This is a genomic window from Nocardia sp. NPDC049190, assembly GCF_040648115.1.
Classification (GTDB): domain Bacteria; phylum Actinomycetota; class Actinomycetes; order Mycobacteriales; family Mycobacteriaceae; genus Nocardia.
Genome location: NZ_JBEZDE010000013.1, coordinates 40,527 through 56,487, shown reverse-complemented (window position 1 = coordinate 56,487; position 15,961 = coordinate 40,527). Strand labels below are relative to the sequence as shown.

Genomic DNA, 15,961 nt, shown 5'->3' with positions numbered 1-15,961 from the left:
CGGCCGGCCCCCCCCGCCCCCCACCCACGCGCCGGGGCGGCCCGCCCCCCCGAAGACTGCATTCAGGTGCTCGGCGGCATCGGCTTCACCTGGGAGCACGACGCGCACCTCTACCTACGCAGGGCGGTGGCGCTGCGCCAGCTGCTCGGCGGCTCGGCGCGCTGGCGGGCCAGGGTCACCGAACTCACGCGCGCGGGGCGGCGACGCAGCACCGGCGCCGATCGGGTGTTCGCCGCCGACGGCGTGGCTGTGGACAGTGACAGCGCGCACGAACTGGCCGCCGAGGTCGCGCGGATCGCGGCGCTGCCCGCCGACGAACAACAGGTTGCGCTGGTCGAGGCCGGACTGGTCATGCCGCACTGGCCGCGGCCCTACGGCCGCGCCGCGGATCCCAAGACCTGCCTGCTGATCTCCGACGAACTGCGCCGCACCGGGCTCACCGCCCCGGACTTGGCCATCGGCGGCTGGGCGATCCCTACCCTGCTGCAACATGGCACGCAGGAGCAGATCGATCGGTTCGCCTGGCCGACGCTGCGCGGCGAGGTGGTGTGGTGCCAGCTGTTCAGCGAACCAGAGGCGGGCTCGGACCTGGCCGCACTGCGTACCACCGCGAAGAAGGTTGACGGCGGCTGGGTGCTGCGTGGTCAGAAGGTGTGGACGTCGCTCGGCGACACGGCGAATTGGGCGATATGCCTGGCCCGCACCGATCCCGACACGCCCAAGCATCGCGGCATTTCCTATTTTCTTGTCGACATGCGCAGCGTGGGTCTCACGGTCCGGCCCTTGGTACAGATCACCGGCGACGCGCACTTCAGCGAGGTGTTCCTCGACGATGTGTTCGTGCCGGACGAGTGTGTCGTCGGCGCACTGAACAACGGATGGAAGATCGCCCGCTCAACCCTGTCGACCGAGCGTGTCGCCATGGGTGGCAACGGCATCGGTTCGATGCTCGAGGAGCTGATCGCGACATCGCCCGGCACGGGTGTCGGTGCGGAACTGGTGAACGACCGGCTCGGCGAATTCGTCGCCGAGGCTATTGCTGGACTATTGCTAGAGCAGCGCGCCGCGGCGAAGGTGCTTGCGGGCGGCGACCCTGGCGCGCAAAGTAGCGTACGCAAGTTGGTCGGAGTGCGTCACCGCCAAGCGGTCGCGGAATTCGCTGTCGAGATGGCTGGGCCCTTCGGCGCGCGGGATGTCGAAGTGGCGAAGGAATTCCTGCTCACGCGCTGTTTGTCGATCGCTGGTGGAACCGAGCAGATTCTGCTGACCGTTGCCGGTGAGCGGATTCTCGGGCTGCCTCGTGACGCGGACAGCTAGTCGTCGAGACAACTGGGAGAAAACCGTGGACTTCACCAGAGACGAAGGCCAGGATGCTGTGGCCGAAGTTGTCGTGAGCCTGATGGAACGCGAGCTGGCGCGTGATATGGATCTGTGGCCGAGCCTGGTCGACTCCGGCCTGTTGGCACTCGCGCTGCCCGAGCGACACGGCGGCGACGGCATGGGCCTACCCGAGGTGTCGGTGCTGCTCACGGAGTTGGCAATGGACGCCGTCGCGGTCCCGGCTCTTCCGACGCTCGGCTTCGGCGTCCTGCCGCTGCTGGCCTCTGCGCCGGAGAAGATCGTGGCACAGGTGCTGCCCGACGTCGCGAAGGGAACGGTGCTCACCGCGGCGCTGAGTGAACCGGCGGCGCCGTTCACCATCAAGCCGGAGACCACCGCGGTCACCAGCGGTGACACGGTGCGCATCACCGGGCGCAAGGTCGCCGTGCCCTATGCCGAGCAGGCGCGGTGGCTGCTCGTGCCGACCAGTTCCGGTATCGCCCTCGTCGATTCGGAAGCCGACGGCCTCGTCAAGACGCCGACACCGGTCTCCGGCGGCATTCCTGAATGCACCGTCCTGCTCGACGAGGTGGAGATACCCGTTGCCCAGCTCTGGGCGACCGGTCTGGTCGAGTTACACCGCCTCGCGCTCGCCTCGATCGGAGCGGTGGCTGATGGTTTGCTCAAGGGTGCGATCATCCTGACTGCCGAGCACCTGCGCACCCGCCGCCAATTCGGTAGGCCGCTGGCGGAGTTCCAGGCCGTCGCCCAGCAGATCGCCGATCTGTATGTCGTCTCGCGCACCTTGCATGTCGCCGCGGTGTCGGCGAACTGGGCACTGGCGCAGAACGATGCGAGTCAGCGACAAAGCGACCGCATCGACGACGACTTGGAGATTCTCGCCTACACCGTCACCGCGGAACTTCCGATGGCCATGCAGAAGTGTCATCACCTGCACGGCGGTCTCGGCGTGGACATGACCCACCCGATGCACCGCTATTACTCACAAGCCAAGGACATCGCCCGCTGGCTCGGCGGGGCGTCGTTCCGACTAGATCGATTGGGTGCCCGATGTTCATCGACCTGACGACCGAGCAACGCCGACTGCGTAACGAATTACGCTCGTACTTCGCCGATCTCGTGACCCCCGCGGAGGAGGCCGAGATGGCGGTGAACCGGCACGGCGACGCCTACCGCGCGGTGGTGCGCCGGATGGGGCGAGATGGTTGGCTCGGCGTGGGCTGGCCGAAGGAATATGGCGGCCAGGGATTCGGGCCGGTGGAACAACAGATTTTCCTCAACGAGGCGGTCCGGGCCGATGTCCCGCTCCCGCTGGTGACCTTGTTGACGGTCGGGCCGACGCTGCAGCAGTTCGGCACCGAGGAGCAGAAGCGCCGGTTTCTGCCCGGAATCCTCTCCGGGGATATCCATTTCGCGATCGGTTATTCCGAGCCGGAAGCAGGCACCGACCTGGCCTCGCTGCGCACCTCCGCCGTGCGCGACGACTCCGGTGACTGGATCGTCAACGGACAGAAGATCTTCACGACGGGCGCGCATGAGGCGGACTACGTCTGGCTGGCCTGCCGTACCGGATCGGTCGACTCGCGTCACCGCGGTATCACCATCCTGATCGTGGACACGAACGACCCCGGCTACTCGTGGACGCCGATCATCACCTGCGATGGCGCCCACCACACCAACGCCACTTACTTCGACAACGTACGAGTTCCAGCGAACATGCTGGTCGGCACGGAGAACCGGGGTTGGCAGCTGATCACGACGCAGCTCAACCACGAGCGGGTGAGCCTCGGTCCGTCCGGCAAGATCGAGCAGCTCTACGACCGGGTGCGGGACTGGGCGCAGGTGCGCGGCGTGCTCGGTGAGATCGACGTGCGTCGCTCGCTCGGCCGCATCCACGCCATGGTGCGGCTCAACGAGCTGCTGAACTGGCAGGTGGCCGCTGCATCCGAGGAGCGGCGTTCGCGGGGCCCTGCGTGGTCACGCTCTGCTACCGCCTCCGGGCCCGTCGCGACCGCCGCTGTGTCCGAGGAGCGGCGTTCGCGGGGCCCTGCGTGGTCACGCTCTGCTACCGCCTCCGGGCCCGTCGCGACCGCCGCTGGGTCCGAGGAGCGGCGATCGCGGGGCCCCGCCGGGTCACGTGCTGCGACCGTCGCCGGGCGCGTGGCGCGGGTGGCCGATGTCGACGGTGACCAGTCGCAGGTGATCGCGGACGCGTCGGCCACCAAGATCTACTCCACCGAATCGCTGCAAGAGGCGGGCAGGCTCGCGGAGGAGATCATCGGGCGCTATGGCGACCCGGCCGAAGCCGATACCGCGGAGCTGCTCACGTGGCTCGATCGCAGGACCAAGCAGAACCTCGTGGTGACTTTCGGCGGCGGGGTCAACGAGGTGATGCGCGAGTTGGTCGCCTCGTCCGGACTGCGGTTGCCGCGAGTACCCAGATAACGAGGGAAGGAGCCGCGCGTGCCGGAAACCAGTACTCCGGAAGCGATCGTCGCCGCAGCCGAAGCAATTCGGGCGAGGGGTGAGTGCGCGCCCCGTTTCGGACGCGACCCGGTGAATCAGCCGATGATCCGAAACTGGGTGGAGGCGCTGGGAGATACCAACCCCATCTATGTCGATCAGGAGGCGGCTCGCGCCGCAGGACACCCTGGTGTGGTCGCTCCGCCCGCCATGGCCCAGGTGTGGACCATGTTCGGGCTCAACGGTTCCCGGCCCGCCGACGACCCGATGGGCGCGGCCGCCGAGTTGCTCGACGCCGCGGGCTACACCTCCGTGGTGGCCACCGACTGTCGACAGACCTATCACCGTTACCTCACCATCGGGGAGGAGGTAGCGGTCACCACCAGGCTGTCGGATATCCAGGGGCCCAAGCGGACGGCGTTGGGGGAGGGTTGGTTCGTCACCTTCGAGACCAGTTGGCGCGTGCGTGACGAGGTGGTCGCCGAGATGCTGTTCCGGCTGTTGAAGTTCGCACCGGGTACCGGCGTGGCGGCGAAGCCCGACGCGGGTGCACGGGTCAAGCCGTTGGTTTCACGGGACACCGAATTCTTCTGGGCGGGAACCGAGATCGGCGAACTGCGCATCCAGCGGCTGCCGGACGGGTCGCTGCGGCACCCACCGGTTCCCGCGATCTGGCAGGACAAGTCGAAGCCGACCGACTACGTCGTCGCCTCCGGGCGCGGCACCGTGTTCAGCTACGTCGTCCATCACGCGCCGCAGGTGCCGGGCCGGCAGCTGCCGTTCGTGGTCGCGCTGGTCGAATTGGACGAAGGCGTGCGCATGCTCGGTGAACTGCGCGACGTCGACCCGGCCGAGGTACGGGTAGGTCTGCCGGTCGAGGTGGGTTTCGAGAAGCTCGACGACGAGGCGACGCTACCGATCTGGCAGGCGAGCGGACCGGGCAGGACCGGTCCAGGCCCACAGGAGGTAGCGCGCGTTGCCACGCAGGGCCGCATCGCGGAACCAGGTGCTGTGGAAGGGGGCACGGTGCTGCCGGAGCTGGTGATCACCGCTGATCCGACATTCGTGATCAGTACCGCCCTGGCGACAAGGGATTTCCAGGATGTGCACCACGACAGGGACAAAGCCGTCGCGCGGGGTTCCACAGACATCTTCGTCAACATCCTCACCGACACCGGGTTGGTGCAACGTTTCGTCACCGACTGGGCGGGCCCGCGTGCGATCGTGAAGTCGATCGCGTTGCGCCTCGGCGTGCCGCTGTACGCCGGAGACACGCTGACGCTGACCGGCACGGCGACCGCACTGGCGGATGACGACATTCACATCGACGTGGTCGGCACGGACAGCCTGGGCGACCACATCACGGCAACTGCGGTGATCGCGCTCCGGAGGGCCCATGACTGACCAGAGCTTGTCCGGCCGTGCGGCCATCGTCGGCATCGGCGCCACCGATTTCTCCAAGGACTCCGGCCGCAGCGAACTGCGCTTGGCCGCCGAGGCGGTCACCGCCGCGCTGGGGGACGCGGGGCTCACCCCCGCCGACGTCGACGGCCTGACCACCTTCACCATGGACACCAACACCCAGGCCGCGGTGGCCAGGGCAGTCGGCATCCCGCAGCTGACGTTTTTCAGCCATATCGGATATGGCGGCGGGGCCGCCTGTGCCACCGTCCAGCAGGCCGTCATGGCGGTGGCTACCGGCATCGCCGATGTGGTCGTCGCGTACCGCGCGTTCAACGAGCGCTCGGTGTCGCGGTTCGGGCAGTTCGCGACGGCGCTGGCGACGGCGCCGACCTCCTCGGGTATCGACGCCAGCTGGTCCTATCCGCACGGGCTCGGCACACCCGCCGCGCAGGTCGCGATGGTCGCCCGTCGCTACATGCACGTCTACGGCGCGACGAGTGCGGATTTCGGCCGGGTCGCGGTCGCCGACCGCAAGCACGCGGCGGTCAACCCCGACGCGTTCTTCTACGGCAAGCCGATCACATTGGACGACCATCAGAATTCGCGCTGGATCGCCGAGCCATTGCACCTGCTGGACTGTTGCCAGGAATCCGACGGCGGGGTCGCGATCGTGGTCACCAGTGTCGAACGGGCCCGCGACCTACGGCAGCGGCCCGCCGTGATCGCCGCGGCCGCACAGGGTTCCGGCGCCGACCAGTACGTGATGACCAGTTACTACCGCGACGCCATGACCGGACTTCCGGAAATGGGCCTGGTCGGTGACCAGCTGTGGTCGCAGAGCGGCCTGCGCCCACCGGACATGCAGGCCGCCATCCTCTATGACCACTTCACGCCGTTCGTGCTCATGCAGCTGGAGGAACTCGGCTTCTGTGCGCGTGGCGAAGGGAAGGACTTCATCGCCGATGGCGCCATCGAGATCGGCGGCCGACTGCCGCTGAATACCCACGGCGGACAGCTCGGCGAGGCCTACATTCACGGTATGAACGGCATCGCCGAGGCGGTGCGGCAGATCCGCGGCACCTCGGTCAATCCGGTGGCGAACCTCGAGCACATCGTGGTCACCGCAGGCACCGGCGTTCCGACCTCCGGACTCGTCCTCAGCGTCGACTGAGTGCCGCCGTACGCTGGGTACGTCTTCGGCGGATCTACCCATGTGCCATGCGGCATCTGTGCGGAGCTGGCCGGCGGGCGTACGGTGGCGCAGGGAGAGGAGGCCCATGACGTTTCGGCACTTGGTCGACGTTCATGTTCTGCTTCTTCGCGGCGACGAACTGCTGCTGAGCAAGCGTCGCAGTCACGACGAGTTCGACGGTTGCTGGCATCTTCCCGCGGGCAAGCTCGAAGCGGGCGAACCCGGTAGCGCCGGGGCTGTCCGTGAGGCGTACGAGGAGGTCGGTGTGGTGATCGATCGGGCTGATCTCCGCCACATCCACACCGCGCACGTCATCGGCTCCGGCCTCGAACCCCGCCTCGGTCTCTTCTTCGAAACCCGCCACTGGTCCGGCGAGCCGGTCAACCGCGAGCCCGACAAGTCCTACGAGCTGCGCTGGTTCGCGCTGTCGGCCCTTCCCGAAGCGACCCTCATCTCCTACTCGACAGCGGGCATCCGAGCCCACCTGACCGGCGCCACCTACAGCGAACAGGGTTGGCGCCGTTGAACGGCCGATAACTGCGGCACGACGCGAGAGCGCCCCGCCATGGTGTGCCCCACGTCAGAGGCCACGCTGCGGGTTTGCCAGCGCAGATTCGTTCGGCCGATCGATCAGCCGCTGATTGTGGTAGAAATCAGCCTGACGGTCTCAGAGTTCGCCGATCGTCCCAATACTCAAGGAATTCGCCTGACATGCTCGTGATCGATGACGACCTTGCCCCGATGCCGGTTGACGACAGCCGACACGTCGCCGCGCACCTGCGGCACCACCACCGGACGCTGCCGCGGGAGGTGTCGGTCCGATGAGCGTTCTGATTGTCGGCTCCGGCCATAACGCACTGGTAGCTGCATGCTATCTCGCTCGCGCCGGGCAACAGGTGGAGGTGCTCGAGCGGGACGAGGTGCTCGGTGGCGCGGTGTCCACGGTGGAGCGTTTCCCCGGACATCTGGTCGACCGGGGCTCGTCGGCGCACCTGATGGTCCGGCACACCGGGATCATCGAGGACCTGGAACTGCATCGATTCGGTTTGCGCTATATCGACTGTGACCCATGGGCCTTCGCCCCGGCGCCGGCCGGGAGTGAACAGCCGCCGATCGTATTCCATCGTGATCTGGATCGCACCTGCGCGTCGATCGAGGCTGCCTGCGGTGCGCGCGACGCCGACGCGTATCGGCGATTCGTGCGGATCTGGGGCCCGCGCAGCCGGCAGCTGATGCGGTCGTTCTCGGGCCGGCCGAACCCAGGCGGGCTCCTGCGCGCGTTCTGGCGACTGGACATCCGTGGTGCCGAGGGTGCGGTTCGCGGTCCGGCCGCCATGTCGCGGGATTTCCTGCAGACCGGGGATGCGTTGCTGGACAGCATGTTCGACGACGAGCGGTTGAAGGCGGCGCTGGCTTGGTTCGGGGCGCAGTCGGGGCCGCCGATGTCGGAACCTGGCACAGCGCCGATGGTCGGGTTCGCGGCGCTCATGCACACCCTGCCACCGGGGCGTGCGGTGGGCGGCAGCGGCGCGCTGAGCGCGGCGCTGGTCGCGCGCCTGAAGTCCGACGGCGGGACGGTCTCGGCCGGCGACGCGGTCACCGAACTACAGCGCGCCGGCGACGGCTGGCAGGTGCGCACGGCGTCCGGGCGAAACCTGCGCGCCAGCACCGTGATCGCGGGCGCCCACATTCTCAACACGCTGGACCTGCTGGAAAACGGCGGATTCGATGCCGGCACGCTGGAGGGCTGGCGCCGCCGCATCCGGGTCGGGCCGGGCATCGGCATGGTGGTCCGGGCGGCCACCGACGCTCTGCCGGTCTATCCCGGCGCCTCGACCGCGGAGTCGGCGCATGGACTGCAGTTGTTGGTGACCGACCGGCGGCAACTGCGGCAGGCGCACGGCGCCGCGCTGGCCGGCGATCTACCGCCGCGGCCGGTGGTGCTGGCCATGAGTTTCAGCGCGCTCGACCCGTCGATCGCGCCGGCCGGGCAGCATCAGCTGTCGCTGTGGGCGCAGTGGCATCCGTACCAGCTCGCCGACGGCAGCGACTGGTCCGCGCACGCCGACCGTGAAGGTGATCGCATCATCGGCGAAGTCGACGCGCTGGCACCGGGTTTCGCCGCGTCCGTGCGGGAGAGGTTCGTGCAGACGCCCGCCGACCTCGAGCGGGAGATGGGGTTGCGCGGCGGCAACGTGATGCACGTCGAGATGTCGCTGGATCAGATGTTCTTCTGGCGGCCGCTGCCGGAGATGTCGGGGCAACGGGTTCCCGGCGCGCCCGGGCTCTACCTCACCGGCGCCTCCACCCACCCCGGTGGCGGAGTGTCCGGGGCGAGCGGGCGCAGCGCGGCCAACCTGGTTCTGCGCGACCTGCGGCGCGGCCGGACACCCCGGTTCAGCCGACGGTGACCGGCCGGATCAGGTAGCGCGCTCCGGGCCGGTGAGTTCGTCGATGGCGGCGAGGTCCGCGGCAGCCACCCAGCTGCCGTGGAACCCCGATGGCACCCGATGAGGCAGGGACACGACGGCGACCGGCGGGCCGGCGAAGTCGCGGGCATCGAGGATGACCAGATCGCTGGCATCACGCGCTGGGTCGTAGACGTAACTCATGACCCAGCCCTGTCCTTCCTGCGGCCCGTCCGGCACGAAGACCGGCTGGCTGGGCACCATTCCCGCGCCGAAATCGTGGGTGAGCACGGCATCGGTGTCCAGGTCGCGCTGCATGAGCGTGACCGGAACGCTGAATCCGTCCGCGTCGTACCGGTCCCGGGGGCGGAACACGGCGGAGTACACGTACCGATGCCGCTTGCTCACCCGCCTGTCGTCCAGGGACGGCAACTCCTCGTACCGGTCATCGAGCTGGGATTCGGCAACCGTGCCGGTGTCCAGGTCGAGCACCCAGCGCCAATAGACCGCTCCCCGGGCGATCGGATTGGGCGGGGCGTCGTCGAAGATGCGGTCGTACCGCATGGCTTCGACAGTCACCTTCCGGCCGATCTCGTAGGCGTTGACAATGTGGAAGAGGAAACCCGCGGATACCTCGAACCATCGGATATCCTGCCCGCGTCCCTCGCGCGGCAGTACACCGAAACGGGTGGTGTGCTTGGGCTCCCAGCGATAGGGGACCCGACCCAGAACTATCCGCGCCGGCTTGAATACCACCGGCAGGTCGAATACCACGATGTGGTTCTCGGTGAGCGCGAAATCGTGCATCATCGGCCGTTGCGGCACATCGATGCGCTCCACCTTGCGGACCCGGCAGTTCGTGTCGACGATCAGATATTCGGCGTAGGGCAGAATCGGGTTGTACGCGATCGCGAACAGCTCCCCGGTGACCGGATCGCGCTTGGGATGCGCGGTGAATCCGTGTGGCAGTGTTCCGCCGAAGTTCGTGTACTCGACGGTGTCCAGCGTGGTCGACAGCCGCACGGGCATACATCCGCCTTCGACCAGCGCCAGCAGGCTGCCGCCGTGGGCGATCACATGGGTGTTCACCGCATCGTTCCACACGCGACGCGGCGGCCCGGGTGGGCGAGATCCGCCGAGGGACTTCGTCACGGTCTTGGACCGGACCCACCGGCTGCGATACCACTCGGCGCGGCCATCGGCCAGGCGCACACCGTGCAACATGCCGTCGTCGAGGAATCCGAGGATCTGGCGAGACGGTCCGGCGTCAGGTAACCGATTGGGCCCGATCCGCACGAACAGCCCGTCGAGTTGCGGTGGAATCGTGCCGCGCACCGGCAAGTCGTATGCGGTCGTCTCCTTGTCCACCGGTTCCCAGGCTCCCCGGTAATACGGGCTGGTCTGTTTCATGTACTGTTCTCGCTTCGAAATCTATTGGCGAACAATCTTTTTCGGAACAAATGCGCGCAGCCTCGCAGGCGACGCCGGATGGGTGGCGAGCACGAGGCTGTTGACGATCAGCAGACTCGTGACGACGAAGAACAGCGCTTCCTCGAGCGGAAGCCCCAGAATGCTGATTCCGAAGGTGTAATCGGCCGAGATGTGCCAGGTCCCTGCAGCGATGGCGATCCGATCGGCGACCCACAGGTAGGCGACGACCGGCACCAGGCTGCGCAACCGAACGGCCCGCCGCATTCGCAGCAGGTCCGCGCCCACCGCGCACTGGACGGCCAGTAGTGGACCGAACCACAGCAGCATCGAACCCAGATAGAGGCCGTGCGAATTCGTCACGGCGACAAAAGCTCCGACCACGGCGGCGACGCTCCATGCGACGGCCCCCGCGACCCGGCGCCGGGTGCCGTTGGGTACGACCGGTTCGAGTGCGTCGACGCGGCTGGTCTGCCACAGCGTCCACAACCCGGCGAGGCAGGTCTGCGCCGCCATGAACAAGTACTCCTCGAGGGGCACCCGGGCGAGGGTGGCGACGACCCCGCCCGCCGGATACGTCCAGACTCCGGCTCGGATGATCCAGCTATCCCACGGCGTCGTCCACACCCAGGCCACCGGCAGGAGCAGAGCGAGAATCCGCAGTCCGACATCGTACGGGCGGCGGGGGCGATCGGGTTGCCGCAGGGTGTATCTCGTGACCGCCAGGACGCCGATCAGGGGAGGCAGCAGGAAGATCGCCAGGAATTGCAGATACGTCATAGCTGTTCCTCAATCAAATCCCCGTGCAGGTCATGATCTGCGCTTCCAAGCCCTGCGTGCCTGGGCATAGGCCGGCGCGGCGACCCGCAGCCGGGTGGGAAGACTGACCGATACGCGGCGGCCGAGCACCTCGTATTCGGCGTCCTCGACCGCTTCGAGGATCCCGCCGTAGAGTCGATAGGCGACCTCGATGCAGGGACGGCTGGTGGGGTCGAGCATTCGGATGCCGCCGACGGCATAGGCATATATCTTTCGGGTGCGATCGATTTCGAACCGCAGGAGTTCGCGCACTGCCGAGTTGACCCGCGGCTGGGCGAGATCGTGCCGGGTGACGCCGAACTGCTCGAGATCCGTGCCCGGCAAATAGACCCGGCCGCGGACGAGGTCCTCGGCGACATCGCGGATGAAGTTGGTGAGTTGAAAGGCCTCGCCCAGCGCTCTCGCGCGGGGGTAGGCCTCATCGTCCAGCGGTCCGAGAATGGGCACCATCTGCAGGCCGATGACCGCGGCCGAGCCGTACATGTACCCGACGAGATCCTCGAAGGTCGGATAGTCGGTCACGGTGAGGTCGGCGGCCATCGAATCGAGGAAAGCGCGGACGGTGTCGAGCGGTATATCCCAGCGGGACAAGGTATGCCGCAGCGCCGCAGTGACCTGACCACCCGGGGTGGCCGGGTCGGTATCGGCGCTGTCGGCGAGCTCCGTGAGCACCTGCTTCGACCAGACGTCGAATTCGGCCGCGCGTGCGTCGGCAGGCCCGCTGTCGACTATTTCGTCGGCGTAGCGGGCGAACCCATACAGCGCGTGTACGTACGGCCGCTTCCATGGCGGCAACAGCAGGGTCGCCAGGTAATACGTGCGCCCGTACTGGGAGTGCAGGCGGCGGCAGCGGGCATACGCGCTGCGGAGCGCGGGGTCGGTGATGCCGGCGGCGTCGAGGAGACGGCGGTCGGTGGCGTTCATCGAGACACTCCCGACCGCACCCGCGCCTGCGGCTGTCCGGTGATCCGCTGGGTGGCGAGCCGGCCGCTGATCAGGGCCATGGGCACGCCCACGCCGGGATGTGTTCCCGCCCCGGCGAACACGATGTTCTCGCCGACCAGGTTGGAGGTGCGGAAGGGGCCGGTCTGGCGCATGGTGTGGGCTGCGCTGAAGGGGGTGCCGGCCGGACAGTCGAGCCGCTGCCAATCGTCCGGAGTGAGCACGTGTTCGTACTGGGCATTCTGCGCGAGTTCGGTATAGCCGTGGTCGTTCAGGGTTTTCATGACCTGGTCGCGATAGCGGGGCCCGTCCCGGGTCCAATCTTGATGTCCAATAGCGGAATTGGGAGTGGGGAACAGCACGTAGTAGCTGTGGGATCCGTCCGGCGCCAGCCCGGGGTCGGTGACCGAGGGCACGCTGACCAGGAAGGCGGGATCGCTCATCAACTCCCCGTCCCGGATGATCTCGTCGAAGCATTGCTGCCAGGCGTCACCGAAATGGATGTTGTGGTGGGCCATCGCCGGCTTGTCGGTGTCGCCCCGAGCGGCTCCCGCGAGAAGCAGGAAACACGAGGGCGAGTACTTGATTCGTCCCAGGCGGCGGGGCTCACGGCCGAGGAGCCGCGGAAATGCCAGCGCCGGGTCGGCGGTCACGATGACGGCATCGGCCGGGATGCGTTCTCCCTCTGCGGTGATCACCGCGCGCGCCCGTCCGTGCAGCGATACCTCGATCCGCTCCACGGTGGTGTTGTACCGGAGGCTTACGCCGTGGTCGGACGCCGCGTCCGCGAGTGCGACAGGCAGCGCGTGCATTCCGCCTTTGGGTAGGAATACCCCGGCTTGGGTGTCGAGGTAGGAAATGATGGAGTACAGCGCGCGCGCCTGATGCGGTGCGACGCCCGCGTAGAGCGCCTGGAACGAGAACAGGCGGATGGTGCGCGGATCACGAAGATACTTGCGGACTTTGGCGTCCATGTTCCGGAACGCGCCCATCGCCGTGAGCCGGGCGAGAGCCGGCAACGACAGGTCGAATGGCCCGTCGATATTGCGATCGATGAAATCGGCGTATTCACAGTCGTACAGGCGTTGCAGGAACGAGACGAATCGCCGATAGCCGTCCGCTTCGCGCGAGCCGCAGACCCGGGTGATCTCCTCGACCATGGCGTCGAGGTCGGTGAGCGCGTCCAGTGTCGACCCGTCGCTGTAGTGCGCCCGGTATGCCGGGTGAACCGGGAGCAATTCGAGCCGGTCGTCGATATTCTCGCCGACGGCCGCGAAGGTATCGGCAATGAGATCCGGCATGGTGAGCACGGTCGGCCCGTTGTCGAACGAGTACCCGCCGGCGGTGAACACGCCCGCTTTGCCACCCGGTTGCGCACTCTGCTCGAGGACGGTGACCGAGCGACCCGCGCCGGCGAGGTGGACTGCGGCGGACAGACCGGCGAGGCCGGCGCCGACGATCACGACATTGTCGACGTGGCCGGCCACAGTACGTGGTGAGCGCATCGCGCCCTCCTCCAAGGAACAAGAACGCCGGGGTACTCCCCCGGCTGGTGATTTCACATAGTAGGGCGCTCGACGGTAGCGCGCTCGACGACCCGGCGCCCATTCCGGCCGGACCCAACTCTGTTGCGGCTCACCTGTGCGAATCGTCATGGCGGTGTGAGTCCGGCTCCGGTCGAGGTCGTCGCCGCGAAACCCGGCAACCGGTGCGGTGGCACACCGGTCTGCCCGAGGGCAGGTCCAACGCACCGCCGTCGCCAATCAGCTAACAGGCAGGGAACTCCGGTACGCAGTACACTCCTCGTGATCGAGACAACGGGTCGCCGGCTGTCCACGGCCCGCAGCCGGGTCATGAGAGCCGCAGCTTCCCGATCACCAGCGAGAATTGAGACCGGACCGATGACGACGGTGCCCCTGACCACAGTCCCGGACCCCCACGCCACGGGTATCCTGGCTACGGCCCGCGAGGCGTGTGACCCACTGCTACGGCGTGTGGTATCCGAACTGCCGCAACCAATGCAACTCATGGCCGGATACCATTTCGGCTGGTCGGACCCGCAGGGAAACCCGATCGATGGACCATCGGGTAAAGGCCTGCGGGCCGCACTGGTATTCGCTGTGACCGCCGCCTGCCAGGGCGACCGAGCCGCGGCAGCGCCGGCGGCGGCGGCACTCGAGCTGATGCACAACTTCACCCTGATCCACGACGACGTCATGGATGCCGACGAATTCCGCCACGGACGCGCCACCGTGTGGAAGGTCTGGGGCCGCGACGCAGCCATGCTGCTCGGAGATGCATTGCACGCATCGGCTATTCGTATGGTATTGGATGTCCCTGCGCCCGCGGTGGGCCAAGCGGTGGCCCGGCTCGAGGACGCCGCCATCGAGCTGTGCCGGGGACAATTCGAGGATTACACCTTCGAGTCCCGTCAGCATGTCGAGGTCGACGAATACCTGCACATGGCGATGGGCAAGACCGGATCGCTGATGGGGGCTGCCTGCGCGCTCGGCGCACTCTGCGCGGGCGCCGACGCCGACCTCGTCTCCGCGTATGACACCTTCGGCCGCGAACTGGGCATGGCATTCCAGTTCACCGACGACATCATCGGAATCACCGGAGACGCCGCGGTAAGCGGCAAACCAGTGGGCAACGACCTGGCACGCCGCAAGCGAACCCTGCCTGTCATCGCGGGCCTGCAGACCGGCCATCACGCCGCCACCGAACTGGCAGACCTCTACGCGTCCGGTAAACCCCTTGACACCGAGGACATCACCTACGCCACCGAACTCGTGCAAACCACCGGTGGTTTGCACCAGACCCAGAAACACGCCGACGCGAGACTGCAAGCGGCGATCGACGCTTTGCCTGCCGCGCTCGCGACCCCGGAACTTCATGCGCTGACCCGAGCTATCACGCGCCGAGATCGATGAGCGCGCCGAAAGGCGCCGATACGCGGTTCCGGATAGCCGGTCGGAAAACCCGCGGACCTCGACTGTTTCGCCGCTGACCTTCGGCGGGAGGCGCCCGTCCTCAGGCCGACAGGAAACGCAGCGTGACGTCGCCGAGTACCGGTGCATCGTCGCGTTCGAACACGGTCGCGACGATCGTCAGCTCGTCGTCCTGCCGCCAGATCCGGGTGCGGATCGTCTCGCCCGGAAACAGCACGCCCGCGAACCGGGCGCGGAAGCTGGCGACCCGGCTCGCGTCGGCGCCGAGCACGGTGTCGGTCGCGGTCTTGCAGACGATGCCGTAGGTGCACAGTCCGTGCAGGATGGGCGCGGGAAAGCCGGCGGCGCGGGCGAATTCCGGGTCGGAGTGCAGTGGGTTGCGATCGCCGCACATGCGATAGAGCAGCGCCTGCTGCGGTAGCGTCGGCGTGCTGACGTCGAAATCCGGTGCGCGGTTCGGCGGTTCGGACTTGGCGCTGGGTCCGCGCTCGCCGCCGAAGCCGCCTTCGCCCCTGGCGAAGATCGATGAACGCGTAGTCCACAGCGGTGCGCCGTCCGAGCCGGTGATGGTGTGCTCCTGCACGACCACCGCGGCCGAGCCCTTGTCCCAGATCTCCGAGATCCGCCCGGTGCTGGTGGCCTTTCCCGCCGCCGGGAGCGGCCGGTGTACCTCGACCTCTTGGTGGCCGTGCACGACCTTCGCCAGGTCGATGTCGATGCCGGGGAAGCTCACCTTCGGGGGTCGGGTTTCGTGCAGCGTCTGCGCCACGGTCGCGAAGGTCGGCAGCACCTGCGGTTCCCGATCGTCGAGGTAGCGCAGCTCGGCCGCGTCGGTCCAGCGCGTACCCGCGCCGAGACCGAGCTGGTAGAGCTGGACATCCGACGGCGTCCAAGCGAACTCCCTGCTCGGAAGTTCCGCGCCGAGCGCGATTTTCGGGTCGATGGGCATCAATACTCCTTGTGCATGGTTGTGGACAACATGCTCCTGTCCGCTCCATCGTCGCTGGGTCGCG

At 67.5% G+C, this 15,961-nt stretch carries 12 protein-coding genes and 1 pseudogene; 8 read left to right on the top strand and 5 right to left on the bottom strand.

Annotation, left to right across the window (positions count from 1 at the left end; all coding sequences use genetic code 11):
- The 7 genes and pseudogenes from AB0B25_RS14070 to AB0B25_RS14040 all read left to right on the top strand — a co-directional run.
- Window positions 1-1,317: acyl-CoA dehydrogenase family protein (locus AB0B25_RS14070; RefSeq protein WP_357178356.1), on the top strand; the 1,317-nt coding region annotated here is incomplete at its 5' end.
- Window positions 1,318-1,342: 25 nt separating this feature from the next.
- Window positions 1,343-2,407: an acyl-CoA dehydrogenase family protein gene (locus AB0B25_RS14065; RefSeq protein WP_357178353.1), complete on the top strand. Its 1,065-nt coding sequence runs from the start codon at window positions 1,343-1,345 to the stop codon at window positions 2,405-2,407.
- A complete protein-coding gene (locus AB0B25_RS14060; RefSeq protein ID WP_357178351.1) occupies window positions 2,392-3,786 on the top strand; it encodes an acyl-CoA dehydrogenase family protein in 1,395 nt (464 codons plus the stop codon). The genes AB0B25_RS14065 and AB0B25_RS14060 overlap by 16 nt, the downstream gene beginning before the upstream one ends.
- An 18-nt stretch (window positions 3,787-3,804) precedes the next feature.
- Window positions 3,805-4,683 (top strand): annotated as a pseudogene (locus tag AB0B25_RS14055) (bifunctional MaoC family dehydratase N-terminal/OB-fold nucleic acid binding domain-containing protein); the annotation flags it as partial.
- 517 nt (window positions 4,684-5,200) lie between these two features.
- Window positions 5,201-6,379, top strand: coding sequence for a lipid-transfer protein (locus AB0B25_RS14050; protein WP_357178348.1), 1,179 nt, complete (start codon window positions 5,201-5,203; stop codon window positions 6,377-6,379).
- A 106-nt stretch (window positions 6,380-6,485) separates the two neighbouring features.
- Window positions 6,486-6,926 (top strand): NUDIX domain-containing protein, encoded by a 441-nt coding sequence (locus AB0B25_RS14045; protein ID WP_357178345.1) that lies wholly within the window; start codon window positions 6,486-6,488, stop codon window positions 6,924-6,926.
- A 295-nt stretch (window positions 6,927-7,221) separates the two neighbouring features.
- Window positions 7,222-8,811, top strand: a complete 1,590-nt coding sequence (locus AB0B25_RS14040) for an NAD(P)/FAD-dependent oxidoreductase (protein ID WP_357178342.1) — start codon at window positions 7,222-7,224, stop codon at window positions 8,809-8,811.
- Window positions 8,812-8,820: 9 nt separating this feature from the next.
- Here AB0B25_RS14040 and AB0B25_RS14035 read toward each other — a convergent pair whose 3' ends face one another.
- From AB0B25_RS14035 to crtI, 4 genes are read right to left on the bottom strand one after another with little or no spacing between them, the layout of a single operon-like run.
- Window positions 8,821-10,218, bottom strand: a complete 1,398-nt coding sequence (locus AB0B25_RS14035; protein WP_357178339.1) for a carotenoid oxygenase family protein — start codon at window positions 10,216-10,218, stop codon at window positions 8,821-8,823.
- Window positions 10,219-10,239: 21 nt separating this feature from the next.
- Window positions 10,240-11,016, bottom strand: coding sequence for a lycopene cyclase domain-containing protein (locus tag AB0B25_RS14030; protein WP_357178336.1), 777 nt, complete (start codon window positions 11,014-11,016; stop codon window positions 10,240-10,242).
- 30 nt (window positions 11,017-11,046) lie between these two features.
- Window positions 11,047-11,979: a phytoene/squalene synthase family protein gene (locus AB0B25_RS14025; protein WP_357178333.1), complete on the bottom strand. Its 933-nt coding sequence runs from the start codon at window positions 11,977-11,979 to the stop codon at window positions 11,047-11,049.
- Window positions 11,976-13,502: a phytoene desaturase family protein gene (gene crtI, locus AB0B25_RS14020; protein WP_357178330.1), complete on the bottom strand. Its 1,527-nt coding sequence runs from the start codon at window positions 13,500-13,502 to the stop codon at window positions 11,976-11,978. Before crtI ends, AB0B25_RS14025 begins: the two co-directional genes overlap by 4 nt.
- 396 nt (window positions 13,503-13,898) lie before the next feature.
- On the opposite strand from crtI, the gene AB0B25_RS14015 reads away from it, so the two are divergent.
- On the top strand, window positions 13,899-14,930 hold the full coding sequence (locus AB0B25_RS14015) for a polyprenyl synthetase family protein (protein WP_357178328.1): 1,032 nt from the start codon (window positions 13,899-13,901) through the stop codon (window positions 14,928-14,930).
- Window positions 14,931-15,030: 100 nt separating this feature from the next.
- Here the strand turns inward: AB0B25_RS14015 and AB0B25_RS14010 are convergent, their stop codons facing one another.
- The gene (locus tag AB0B25_RS14010; protein ID WP_357178325.1) at window positions 15,031-15,897 is read right to left on the bottom strand and encodes a MaoC/PaaZ C-terminal domain-containing protein; all 867 of its coding nucleotides are present in this window, start codon (window positions 15,895-15,897) and stop codon (window positions 15,031-15,033) included.
- Window positions 15,898-15,961 lie beyond the last annotated feature (64 nt).